The organism is Actinopolymorpha cephalotaxi, from assembly GCF_013408535.1.
GTDB classification, from domain to species: Bacteria; Actinomycetota; Actinomycetes; order Propionibacteriales; family Actinopolymorphaceae; genus Actinopolymorpha; species Actinopolymorpha cephalotaxi.
On the sequence record NZ_JACBZA010000001.1, the window covers coordinates 2,040,429 to 2,052,797 of the forward strand.

A 12,369-nucleotide genomic window follows, 5' to 3' on the forward strand; every position below is an offset into this window, starting at 1 on the left:
CCGCCGGTCTTCACGCCCTGTCCATGCAGGAGTGGGCGGACTATCACGTCCTCAGAAGACCGCGCCCTCGTAGGACACCTCGCGGAGCACTGCCTCCGCCTCCAGCAGGTACCGGTAGTAGTCCACCGTCCGCGTCTGGATGGTGCCGTCTACCTTTCCCCGCTCGAGGGCCTGCTTGATCTCGACGATCCCCTCGTAGGGCGACTTCTCTGGTTTCCACCCCAGCACTCGCTCGATCTTGTCGAAGTTCACGTGGTAATTCCGTTTGTCGGGGTCGTCCGGAACAACTTCGACCTCCGTGTGGGGCACGACGTCCCGAATCATCTGGGCAATGCGGATGACCTCGAAGTTCTGCGTGCTGGAACCCACATTGAATGCCTGTCCAGCCACCAGGTCCCTCGGGGCCGACATCACGCTCATGAACGCGCGGGCGATGTCTCGGACATGCACGAGGGGCCGCCACTGCTTCCCCTGTCCCAACACGTAGATCCGCCGCCGCGTGTACGCGTGCAGAGTCATGATGTTGATCACAAGGTCGAACCGCATCCTGGGGGAGAGACCGTAGGCGGTTGCGTTACGCAACGCTGTCACGGAGAAGTCGGAGTCTTCGAGTTCAGCAAGCCGACTCTCGGCCTCGACCTTCGTCCGGGCATACAGCGAGGTCGGCCGCTTCGGGGAGTCCTCGTCCAGGATCTCCCCGTGCCCATCCCCGTAGATACTGCAGGACGAGGCGAAGATGAATCTCGGCACGCCGGCGCCCTTGGCCAGCTTCGCTGTCTGGAGAGTTCCGTCCACGTTGACAGTCTGCGAGATCTGGGGATCGAGGTCGCAAGCGGGATCGTTGGAGATTGCGGCGAGGTGGACGACAGCGTCGATCCCGTCGAACATGCGGGGCTCCGGCGAACGTACGTCGCCCTTGACGACTTCGATGTTTCCCTGCTGCTGCAGGGACGCCAGGGGTTCTGGGCCGAAGAACAGGCGATCGAGAACCACGACACGGTGCCCCTCCTCAAGGAGCATCTCGGCAAGGACCGCGCCGATGTATCCGGCGCCGCCGGTTATGAGGACGGAGGGCATGGGGTCTCCCGAGAGTCGAGGCTGAGCCGAAACGTGAGATCTGAGGCGTGAAGTGTGAAGCCGGCCTGCTCATAGAGTGCGGCGGCGGCAACATTGGTCGCCTGGGTACGGACAAGCACAACGGAGGCTCGGTTCGAAAACCAGGCGAGCGCGTGTTCGAGGATCCGCGCCGCGACGCGCCTACGCCGGAAGGCCGGCAGGGTCCCCACTAGCTCGATCTCTCCGGTCGCCGTGCCGGCGCCGTCAAGGCAGCAGGTGACGTACCCCGCGGTGGCGGTGCGGTCGACCACGCCGACAAGGAACGCGTCCGCGCGGTGCCGGTAGCTGTTCCACAACCAACGGGTGCGAAGTGCCTGCACCCGATCGGGTGTGTATGCCGGGTCGGACTCGTACCGGCTGCCCCACGCCGATCCCGCCATCCCTGAGACGATGGCGCGTACGTCGTCCTCGGTGGCGGGACGGACGACGAGATCGTCGTAGGTTGGTAGCTCCATGGGTCCTGGCAGCCGACGGACGAAGCTCACCCCGACGTCCATCAGTTCGAACCCGGACCGCTCCAATGCCCAGACGGCGGGAAGGTCGCTGGCGTCGACCCGGCGCAGGACCTGCGCGAATCCGAGTCCTCTGGCGCGCGAGGCGAGTTCGGACAACAGCTCCTGGTGTGCCTGGGCGGTCGGTGCCCGCGCGTCCAGGATCCGACCGATCTCCAGGCCGAGCAGCTCCGAGTCGAAGCTCTCCCGGCCGAAAGCGAGGCTGCCATCCGCGGCTTCGTCGAAGCCGAGGGCGACGGCGACCTTCTCATGCCCGACGCCGTTCCGTGCGGCGAGCTCGTCGGCCGTCAGCTCACGAACCTTCATCTGACCTCTTCGCGGCGCCGGCCGCTTCTCGGCGCCTGGTCCTCAGGCTTCACGGGCGGCGGCTGCGAGGACGTCGCAGACCCGGGAGACCTCGTCGTCGCGCAGGCCGTCGTAGAGCGGCAGTGAGAGCGTCCGAGCGCCGATGCTCTCGGCATTGGAAAGGTCGTGCTCGACCTTGACGTTCTCGCGCAGCCAGCGAAGCGTGTGGATCGCCCGGTAGTTGACTGCGGTCCCCACGCCGTTCCGCCCGAGGTAACCGAGGTAGGTGTCGCGCCGATCGGGCTCGACCCAGACGGTGTACAGATGCCTGGCCGGCCGCGTAGCGGCGGGGACAACCGGACGTTCCACGCCGTCCAGCTGATCGATGGCGGCGTCGTACTTCCGGGCGATCTCCTCGCGGCGCAGAAGCCGGTCGTTCAGCCTCCCGAGCTGGGGCCGCAACATGGCACCTTGGATGTTCGACATGTTGAACTTCCAGCCGAGCTCTGTCATGTCCCAGTGTTGGTAAAGACCGTGGTAGCGGTCGGCCGCGTTCTTGGTCATCCCGTGCAGGCGTAGCGTGCGAAGCCGGTCGGCCACGGCCGCGTCTCGAAGCGCTACGGCGCCGCCCTCACCTGAGGTGAGCGTCTTCGTGGCGTAGAAGCTGAAGCAGGCCGCATCGCCCAGCCCGGCGGGGCGAACGCCGTCCCGCTCTCCCTCGACGCAGTGGGCCGCATCCTCGACCAGAACAAGCCCGAAGCGGTCCGCCAACTCTCGAAGGGCAACCATGTCGCACATGGTCCCGTACAGATGGACCGGAACGATGGCGCGCGTCCTGCGAGTGATGGCCGCCTCGACGCGCTCGGGATCCAGATTGCCGGTCGAAGGCTCGACGTCGACGAAGACGGGCACTCCACCGGCGTGCAGGATGGCGGTGGCCGTTGCGACGAAGGTCAATGGAGTGGTGATCACCTCGTCGCCGGGCCGCAGGCCGAGCGCAAGGAGGGCAAGGTGCTCCGCGGCAGTGCAACTCGCGAGCGCTACCACCTCGGGCGCGCCTAGGTACTCGGCGAACTCCCTCTCGAACGCGTAGACCTCCTCGCCGGTGGTGAGGAAGAGCGAGTCGAGGACTCGTGCGACCGCGTCCTTCTCGTCGGCGCCGAGGGAGTGGCGGTAGAACTCCACCTTCTCCGTCCGACCCGGCACGACGTCACCCTGCGCGCGATGTCCCACGACGCCCCCTTGCCGCGATTCCTGCCGGTCTGTGGTCCGCTAGCTACCCACGCCAGGTAGGGAAAAACATCGGCTTCGCGGTTTCCGGCAATCCGCGACCTCGGATAGGTGACGGGTCGTCGACGTAGAAGGGCTTCACCTTCGTGTCCTCGGCGTCGACGGCGATTCGACCGATGAGCCCGACCGCTCGGTCCTGCGGGCAGCCTGGTTTACATGTCGCCGAACCTGACCAGGCTCTTGCAGAGTGTGGGGGCCACAAGGGCTTCTCCGGGGAGTTCGGGACATGTGCCATCTGACTCAGGTCGTCGCACCGTCGTGCGTGTTCTCTGAGTCGGGCGTCCGGCCGGTGGGATCGCGCCCTTGTTGTGCTGTTGGCCCGCGGAGCGCGGCCGATGACCGCTGATCGCACGCGCTCGCCCGCCCGGGGGAGCGGTCCGTCGAACGCGGACAGGCCCGCAGACGACCTCGGGACCGACGAGATGGCGGACCGGCCGCTGCCGGCGTCACTGTCGCTGCACGCCGCGAGCGGAGTCCTGTGGACCATCACCCAGAAGTTCGGCGTTCGGGTCACCAGCCTGGTGACACTGGTGATCCTCGCCCGCCAGGTGGGAGTGGAGGACTTCGGTGTCGTCGCCGCGGCCGCCGTCTACCTGAACTCGCTGTATGTGATCGCCGATCTCGGCTTCGTCTCCTACATCGTGCAGGCAGAGCGGCTGGACCGGCGGTTGCTGAGCACAGCCGTGTGGTTCAGCGCTGGCGCGGGGACGGCGCTCGCGGGACTCACCATGCTCGCTGCCCCGTTCCTCGGACAGGCCCTCGGTGTGCCGCATTTCGGTCCCGTGCTGCAAGGTCTCGCTCCGGCAATCGTCTTCACCGCTCTGGCCGGAACTCCCATGGCGTTGTTGCGGCGCCGGCTGGCGTTCCGTTCGCTGGCGGTTCCGCAGGTCGTTGCCGCCCTTTCCGCACAGGTCGTGGCAGTGGTGCTGGCGCTGACCGGCGCCGGTGTCTGGGCGCTCGTCGCCCAGTATGTGATCAATGCCGTGGTGACGTGCCTGGGCGTCTGGCTGCTGGCAGGTTGGCGCCCGTCGCTTCAGTTCTCACCCGCGACCGCGTACACGATGGCGAGGTTCGGGATCCGGGTGATCGGCGGCGACCTGGTCGGCGTGCTTCGCGGATGGATCGAGAACGTGATCATCATCAGCGTCGTCGGCGTGGCCGGGGTCGGCTACCGGAGCATCGCGCTGCGGTTGATCAGCCTTGTCACGGACACCGCTGCGAGCACGATGGTGTCGGTATCCTCCACGATCTTCGCTCAGATCAAGAACGAACGACGACGGTTGGCCGGCGCCTACCTGCGCGCGTGTGGAGTCACCCTCACGGTAGGTGTGCCCGTGCTGAGCCTCCTGGTCGTGGTCAGCCCCGTCCTCGTTCCGTTGCTGTACGGCCCGAGGTGGGAGGCGAGCGTCGCCCAGGCCCAGGTGTACGCGCTCGCCACGGTGTTCGTGGTCCACGCCACCCTCAGCCGAGGGCTCTTCCTCGGAATCGGGCGCCCGGGCGTCTGGCTGCTGTACGGCATCGCGATCGACGCGCTCACCGCGGTCGGCACCGCCATCTCCGCGCCCTACGGCCTGACCGCCATCGCCGTCACGTACCTCGGGGTCGTGATGGTGGCTGCGGTCGTCCGGCTGGTACTCATAGCGCGCACCCTGGGACTTCCCGCTCGAGTGCAGGCCTTCCAGATGGCGTCGCAGCTTGGGGTGGCTTTCGGCGCCGCGGCGCCGGTCTGGGCTCTTGTGCACTGGCTCGACGGGCGGATACCGGCCATCCTCGTCCTCGTGATCGCCTGTCTCGTGATGGGGACGACGGTCCTGGTGTTGTTCCGGTTCGCCGATCCGATGGCGCTGCGCGAGATCTGGGCACCGATGCCACGAGGGATCCGCCGGCTGGTACCGGCGTGGGTCCGCCGGCTTGGAACCTCCGGACGCAGGCGGTCCGGAGGTCCTGCGTACTGGTGGACCTAGAAACCGCGGCACCCCCGAGCAGGCTCCTGCGCGGCCGTGCGATACAGGCACGATTGGAACTCCTCGATTCCTGTCCGGTGTGTCAGCCTGTTCACCTGGAAGCCTCTGCGACAGCAACTGGCGCGCTCTGGTTTCGAACCTGTAGGCGTCGAGCGCGACAGAGCTTGGCGACTTGCGTGGGCGCTGGCTTCCGCGCTCACGTACAAGCGCGGCCAAGCTGCTCGCGCGGGTCCCCGGCGTACCCATGAACAACCACTTCTACGTCATAGCTCGCAGGGCCCCAACCAGTACGTCGTCGGCCGACGACGGGTAGCCGACCCGCCGGGGGGATCCCAAGCGCAGAACAAAGACTCCCACCAGGGATTGGCATACCCTCATGCCACACTCCCGGCCGGAGGGGAAAAATCGGGAAAGACCGTAACAGGTGAGCAGGACATTTCAAGCAGTCTGAAGCCGTGCAGATACCCGGGGTGGCACCGGCGGCGCTCCGGGGCGGCAGTGCCCATTGCGGAACGCATGCGGGTGGCGGACCTCCGGTCTCGTGGACTGTGCGCTCGGTGGTGCCCGAACAAAGAGGTGTGACATGACAAAGCCCGGTGGCATCTCGCGCGACCAAGATGCGTCACCCCGCCGCCGCAGGATCGCCATGGTCCTGGCAACAATCCTCGGCGCCGGCTGGATCGCGGCAACGCCCTCTCCTGCCAGCGCGGCACCGGTGGACCTCGGAAACGCCAAAAGCTTCGCGGTACTGGCCGGAACCTCGGTGAACAGCACCAACTTGTCCATAGTGACCGGCGACCTGGGGGTGAGCCCGGGTAACACGGTTGTCGGCTTCCCGCCCGGCCAGGTTGTCAACGGCACGATCCACGCCGGTGACGCGGTAGCTGCAGCCGCGCGGACCGACCTGCTCGCCGCCTCCGGCGCCCTGACGGCCCAGGGCCCGGCGACCAGCGTGGCCTCGGAGCTCGGCGGCACAACCAGGAGGCCCGGCGTCTACACCACCAGCGGCAGCATCTTCACCATCACGGGGACGCTCACCCTCGACGCGCAGGCGGATCCAGACGCGACCTTCATCTTCCAGGCCCAGAACCTCGCCACTGCAGATGTCAGCAACATCAACCTGATCAACGGTGCTCAGGCGAACAACGTGTTCTTCCAGCTCACCGCCTCCGCCATCCTGGGCGCCCAGTCCACCTTCTACGGCAACGTGCTCGCGCAGAGCAGAGTCACTGTCTCCAGCGGCGCGGCGGTTTACGGCCGTGTCTTCGCCCTCACCGACTACGTGATCTTCCAGGGCACGACCAACCTGTTGGGGACGCGGGTCACGCTACCGAACGACCCGCAGACGACCACGACGCTGGACGTGTCGCCAAACCCCGCGACCAGTGGACAGCAGGTCACCTTCACCGCCACCGTACGGGCGGTCGATCGCACCGTCATCCCGCAGGGTGAGGTCGCCTTTCGGGAGGGCGACACGATCCTCGGCAGGGACTTCGTTGACAGTTCCGGCGTCGCCGTCTTCACCACGTCGAACCTTCCTCCGGCGCGGCATCGGCTGACCGCCGTCTACCTGGGCGGCAACACCTTCGCCGGCGAGGAGTTCATCCACTTCGCGCCGAGCGCCTCGCCCGACGTCACCGAGGTGGTTCAGGTAAGCCTCTTCACCGGCCTCCCGGCACCGTCCGTCGAGTCGTACCCGGACCCGCGTGCGGTCACCGTGGGCGTGAAGTTCTTCTCCGCCACCGGGGGTAAGGTCGCCGGCATTCGCTTCTACAAGGGCGCGCTGAACACAGGCACTCACACGGTGAGCCTGTGGACCACCGACGGCCGGTTGCTCGCCTCGTCGGTCAGCTCGAACGAGACGGGAAGCGGCTGGCAGCAGGCCGACTTCTCCTCGCCCGTCGCCATCTCCGCCAACACGACCTACCTCGCGTCGTACCACACGACGTCCGGGTTCTACTCGGTCAATCGTCCGTACTTCACCGTGCCACAGAGAAATGGACCGCTGACGGCACCCGCGGACGGTGGTGCGCAGGGCGGTAACGGTGTTTACGCGTACGGTGCTACGAACACGTTCCCCACGAACACGTTCCAGGCCAGCAACTACTGGGTCGACGTCGCGTTCGTCCCGTCCAGCACCCTGTGGCAGAACACCACCGTGCCGGCAACGCCGTCGCATCCGGATGCGAATGCGGTCACCGTGGGCGTGAAGTTCTTCTCCGCCTCGGCCGGTACGGTCACCGGCATTCGCTTCTACAAGGGAGCGCTGAACACCGGTACCCACACCGTCAGCCTGTGGACCGCGAGCGGTCAGCTGCTCGCCTCGGCGGTCAGCTCGAACGAGACGGCCAGCGGCTGGCAGCAGGCCGACTTCTCCTCGCCCGTCGCCATCTCCGCCGACACGACCTACGTCGCGTCGTACCACACGACGTCGGGGTTCTACTCGGTCAATCGTCCGTACTTCACGATCGACTTCGTGAGCCCACCTCTGACTGCACCCGTGGACGGCGGAGTGCGCGGTGGCAACGGTGTGTACAGATACGGGTCTGCCAACAGCTTCCCGACCAGCACCTACCAGTCCAGCAACTACTGGGTCGACGTCGCCTTCGAGCTCGGCTGAGGCTGGCACGTCCCGCCGATCACACAGAAAAGACGTGTGCGGGAAAAGCCTCTCATGACTTGGGATTTTTCAATCCGTGGTTGTCGACACACCGAACAAAGCGGTCCGTATTCACCGGAATCTCCGGCTTGTCCAAGGCCTTCTTTTTAGAGTGGCTTAGTGACCAGAAGCCTACCGGTTCGCCGAATATTGCAGTACATGCTCGGAGGAGTGCTTCTTGTCAGCACGTCTCTTTCGGCGATGGCCCCTCCACACACGCCGAAAAGCGCGGTAACTGCGCAACCGTCAAAACCTCTGGCGACCGCGCAACCGTCAAAACCCGCACCGACCGCGAGCCCCGCAAAATCTGCGGTGACCGTGAAACCGTCGATGTCTGCGGTGACCGCGAAGCAGGCAGACCCCGCGGCGGCTACGCGAGCCACCAGCACCACTTTCAGTTTGTGGGATCCGTCGACGGTTCCGGCCACACCGTCGGCACCGGATACCAGCTCTGTGGAGGTGGGGGTCAAGTTCTCCTCGTCCGTGAGCGGGACGATCAACAGTATCCGGTTCTACAAGGGGCCGACCAACACCGGCACGCACACGGCGGACCTGTGGTCGTCGACGGGGACCCGGTTGGCCACTGCCACCTTCACGAACGAGACGGCCACCGGCTGGCAGCAGGTCGACTTCTCCACGCCGGTGGCGATCAACGCCAACACGACCTATGTCGCTTCCTATCTGGCACCGAACGGCGGGTACGCGGTCAACCGAAGCTACTTCACCAGTCCCTTCGTCAACGGACCGCTGACCGCAGCCATCGACGGGGGCGCGCAGGGTGGCAACGGAGTCTTTGTCTACACGAGTTCGTCGAAGTTCCCCACCGCGTCCTACCAGGCCACCAACTACTGGGTCGACGTCGTGTTCGTGCCGACGCCTGTTCCGACCTACAGTTTGTGGGATTCGTCGACGGTTCCGGACACGGCGTCGGCGGCGGACACCAGCTCCGTGGAGGTCGGGGTCAAGTTCTCCTCGTCCGTCGGCGGGACGATCAACAGCATCCGGTTCTACAAGGGGCCGACCAACACCGGGACGCACACGGCGAACCTGTGGTCGTCGACGGGGACCCGGTTGGCCACTGCCACCTTCACGAACGAGACGGCCACCGGCTGGCAGCAGGTCGACTTCTCCACGCCGGTGGCGATCAACGCCAACACGACCTATGTCGCTTCCTATCTGGCACCAACCGGCGGCTATGCGGTCAACCGGAACTACTTCACCAGTCCGCGTGTCAACGGTTCGCTCACCGCGCCCGCAGGAGCAAACGGCGTCTACAGGTACACGAAGTCGTCGGCCTTCCCGAGCGCGTCCTACCAGGCCACCAACTACTGGGTCGACGTCGTCTTCACACCGGCCACGCCGACCGACAGTTTGTGGGATGCCTCGACGGTTCCGGACACGGCTTCGGCGGCCGATACCGCGTCCTTGGAGGTGGGGGTCAAGTTCTCCTCGTCCGTCGGCGGGACGATCAGCGGTATCCGGTTCTACAAGGGGCCGGCCAACACCGGGACGCACACGGCGAGCCTGTGGTCGTTGGCGGGGGCGCGGCTGGCCACTGCCACTTTCACGAACGAGACGGCCCAGGGGTGGCAGCAGGTCAACTTCTCCGCAGCGGTGACGATCAGAGCCAAGCAGACCTATGTCGCCTCCTACTTCGCGCCCAACGGCGGGTACGCCACCAGCCTGAACTACTTCAGCAATCCGTACGCCAACGCGCCGCTGTCCGCACCCATCGACGGGGGCCCGCAAGGTGGCAACGGCGTCTTCAGATACGCCGATTCCTCGATCTTCCCCGTCGCGTCGTTGAGGTCCACCAACTACTGGGTCGACGTCGTGTTCACGCCGGCTCCGACGACCAGCAGCCTGTGGACCACGTCGACGGTTCCGGAGACGGCTTCGCAGGCGGACCGTAGCTCTGTGGAGGTAGGGGTCAAGTTCTCCTCCTCCGTCGGCGGGACGATCAACGGTGTCCGGTTCTACAAGGGGCCTGCCAACACCGGGACGCACACGGCGGACCTGTGGTCGTCGACGGGGACACGGTTGGCCACTGCCACCTTCACGAACGAGACGGCCACCGGCTGGCAGCAGGTCGACTTCTCCACACCGGTGACGATCACTGCCAACACAACCTATGTCGCATCCTATCTGGCACCGAACGGCGGCTACGCGACCAACCGAAGTTACTTCACCAGTCCGCGTGTAAGCGGCTCGCTCACCGCGCCCGCCGGAGCGAACGGCGTCTACAGGTACACGACCACGTCGGCCTTCCCGACCGCGTCCTACCAGTCCACCAACTACTGGGTGGACGTCGTTTTCAAGGCAGATCTGTGTCCGCCGAACTCCGAGATCTGCGTGGAGAATAGTAAACCGGGTAGCCCGCCCAGCGAATGGGACATCTCCGGGGCCGGGAGCACCAACATCCAGGGCTATGCCACTCAGATGAGTGTGAACAAGGGAGAGACCGTTCGATTCAAGGTCGACACCGATTCGCCGGCCTATCGCCTCGACATCTATCGGATCGGTTACTACGACGGCGACGGTGCGCGCAAGATAACCACCATCCGGCCTTCCGCGCCGCTTCCACAAGTACAACCAGCCTGCATTACGGACATCTCGGTCGGGCTCGTCGACTGCGCGAACTGGAGCGAGTCCGCCTCGTGGGCGGTGCCTGCAGATGCCGTCTCGGGAGTCTATATCGCCAAGCTCGTCCGGGAGGACGCGACAGCAGGGTCGAATCAGATCATCTTCGTCGTCCGCGACGACTCCGGTGGCTCCGACGTTCTGGTGCAGACCTCGGATGCCACCTGGCAGGCGTACAACAAGTACGGCGGATACAGTCTCTACGCCGGCGAACTCCCGGCCGGCAGGGCGTACAAGGTCAGCTACAACCGGCCGTTCACCACCAGGGGCAGCGGTTGCTGCAACGGCTCCGTGCAGAGCTGGTTCTTCGCCTCCGAGTACCCGCTGATCCGATGGCTGGAGGCCAACGGCTACGACGTCAGCTACACCACCGAAATCGACACCGCGACCCGGGGTGCGGAGATATTGGAGCACAAGACGTTCATCTCGTCCGGCCATGACGAGTACTGGTCGAACGAGATGAGAAGCGCCGTCGAGAATGCCAGGGACGCCGGTGTGAATCTCATTTTCCTGTCCGGTAACGAGATTTTCTGGAAGACCCGATGGGAGAACTCGATCGACACGACGCCGTACCGGACCCTCGTGTGCTACAAGGAAACTGCCAACAACGCGAAGATCGATCCGAGCGCCGAGTGGACCGGCACCTGGCAGGACCCGCGGTTTTCCCCTCCGTCAGACGGTGGTCGTCCGCAGAATGCGGTGACCGGCACGTTCTTCAGGGTCATCGGCGACCACCCCCTGGAAGTCCCGTACAGCTTCGGCCAGCTTCGACTGTGGCGAAACACCTCCGTGGCAAACCTTTCACCGGGACAGACCGCCACCTTCCCGCAGGGATACCTGGGGTACGAATGGGACGAGGCGCCTGACAGCAACGCCCCGCCCGGATTGGTCAGGTACTCGCAGTCGACCTTCTTCATCCCCGGAGACGCCACATCCAAGTACATGATCAGCAGTAGCTACGGCGCATCATATGGTTCGGGTACGGCGACGCACAGTCTGACGCTCTACCGAGCCGGCAGCGGTGCGCTGGTGTTCGGCTCGGGTACCGTCCAGTGGGCGTGGGGACTCGATGCCAACCACGATCTCCCGGGCACGCCGCCGGACATCAGGGTCCAGCAGGCCACCGTGAATCTGCTCGCCGACATGAAGGCGCAACCGGCCACGTTACAGCCGGGACTGGTTCCCGCCACCGCCTCCGGTGACACGACGCCCCCGACCTCGGTCTTCACCAGCCCACCGAGCGGTTCCATCACCGCTGCAACCGTGGGAACTCCCACGCTGATACAGGGGACGGCGAGTGACCCGGGTGGCGTGGTGGGTGCGGTGGAGATATCCCTCGACAACGGTGCGACCTGGCTGACTGCTCAAGGCATGGAGAACTGGCAGTACACATGGACCCCGGACTCGATCGGGACGTTCACGCTGAGAGTCCGGGCCGTCGACGACTCCGGAAATCTGCAGACGGCGACGCCGGACGCCATCACGGTCAACGTCAGCCCATGATGACGATGAGCGTCGATCCGTGCTCTTGGAGCGCTCGAGCCACCCACGACGACCACCAGTAGTTGCCAACCGTGCATCCTCTGCATGAACGCCACTGGCCCGGCATCCGCCGGCGACATGCGGGGATTCACACGAGCTTGCCCAGGTGAACAGCATGTTCGATTCGGATCGCACCGTGCTCGATCCAGGCCGGAGACCGCGGCCGCGAAAGAATGTCCGTCACGGTGTCGCCGCGTCCCTGGCCGTGGCCATCGCCGCCCTGGTCGTCGCCTGCAGCCCGAACATCACCGGTGCCACGAATGCCGCAGGTGCCGAGCGCCCCGCCCCGCCCTCGAACACCACTCCGCCGACGAATACCGGTCCACCCAGTAACCCCACGCCACGTGCGATCCCCACGCCA

Annotated in this window: 7 protein-coding genes; 3 read left to right on the plus strand and 4 right to left on the minus strand. The window is 65.6% G+C overall.

Annotated features, from left to right (window positions below; translation table 11 throughout):
- Positions 1 to 51: 51 nt before the first annotated feature.
- From FHR37_RS09100 to FHR37_RS09110, 3 genes are read right to left on the minus strand one after another with little or no spacing between them, the layout of a single operon-like run.
- Positions 52 to 1,077 (minus strand): NAD-dependent epimerase/dehydratase family protein, encoded by a 1,026-nt coding sequence (locus tag FHR37_RS09100; protein ID WP_092883605.1) that lies wholly within the window; start codon positions 1,075 to 1,077, stop codon positions 52 to 54.
- Entirely contained in the window at positions 1,059 to 1,934 is an 876-nt protein-coding gene (locus FHR37_RS09105; RefSeq protein WP_092883606.1) for a GNAT family N-acetyltransferase, read from the minus strand. The genes FHR37_RS09100 and FHR37_RS09105 overlap by 19 nt, the downstream gene beginning before the upstream one ends.
- 42 nt (positions 1,935 to 1,976) lie before the next feature.
- Positions 1,977 to 3,098 carry a DegT/DnrJ/EryC1/StrS family aminotransferase gene (locus tag FHR37_RS09110; RefSeq protein WP_175542520.1) on the minus strand — a complete coding sequence of 374 codons (1,122 nt, stop codon included), beginning with the start codon at positions 3,096 to 3,098 and terminating at the stop codon, positions 1,977 to 1,979.
- A 440-nt stretch (positions 3,099 to 3,538) separates the two neighbouring features.
- On the opposite strand from FHR37_RS09110, the gene FHR37_RS09115 reads away from it, so the two are divergent.
- From FHR37_RS09115 to FHR37_RS09125, 3 genes are all read left to right on the plus strand, one after another.
- Positions 3,539 to 5,167 carry a lipopolysaccharide biosynthesis protein gene (locus FHR37_RS09115; protein ID WP_092883608.1) on the plus strand — a complete coding sequence of 543 codons (1,629 nt, stop codon included), beginning with the start codon at positions 3,539 to 3,541 and terminating at the stop codon, positions 5,165 to 5,167.
- Positions 5,168 to 5,813: 646 nt separating this feature from the next.
- Positions 5,814 to 7,787, plus strand: coding sequence for a DUF4082 domain-containing protein (locus FHR37_RS09120; protein WP_179770989.1), 1,974 nt, complete (start codon positions 5,814 to 5,816; stop codon positions 7,785 to 7,787).
- A 351-nt stretch (positions 7,788 to 8,138) separates the two neighbouring features.
- Entirely contained in the window at positions 8,139 to 11,969 is a 3,831-nt protein-coding gene (locus FHR37_RS09125) for a DUF4082 domain-containing protein (RefSeq protein WP_179770990.1), read from the plus strand.
- 219 nt (positions 11,970 to 12,188) lie between these two features.
- Here the strand turns inward: FHR37_RS09125 and FHR37_RS33015 are convergent, their stop codons facing one another.
- Positions 12,189 to 12,365, minus strand: coding sequence for a hypothetical protein (locus FHR37_RS33015; protein ID WP_175542523.1), 177 nt, complete (start codon positions 12,363 to 12,365; stop codon positions 12,189 to 12,191).
- Positions 12,366 to 12,369: the final 4 nt, after the last annotated feature.

What these genes read in the sequence shown, in the direction of transcription:
- FHR37_RS09100 (WP_092883605.1), bottom strand. Translation starts at nt 1,077, where the DNA reads ATGCCCTCCGTCCTCATAACCGGCGGCGCCGGATACATCGGCGCGGTC.
- FHR37_RS09105 (WP_092883606.1), bottom strand. Translation starts at nt 1,934, where the DNA reads ATGAAGGTTCGTGAGCTGACGGCCGACGAGCTCGCCGCACGGAACGGC.
- FHR37_RS09115 (WP_092883608.1), top strand. Translation starts at nt 3,539, where the DNA reads ATGACCGCTGATCGCACGCGCTCGCCCGCCCGGGGGAGCGGTCCGTCG.
- FHR37_RS09120 (WP_179770989.1), top strand. Translation starts at nt 5,814, where the DNA reads ATGGTCCTGGCAACAATCCTCGGCGCCGGCTGGATCGCGGCAACGCCC.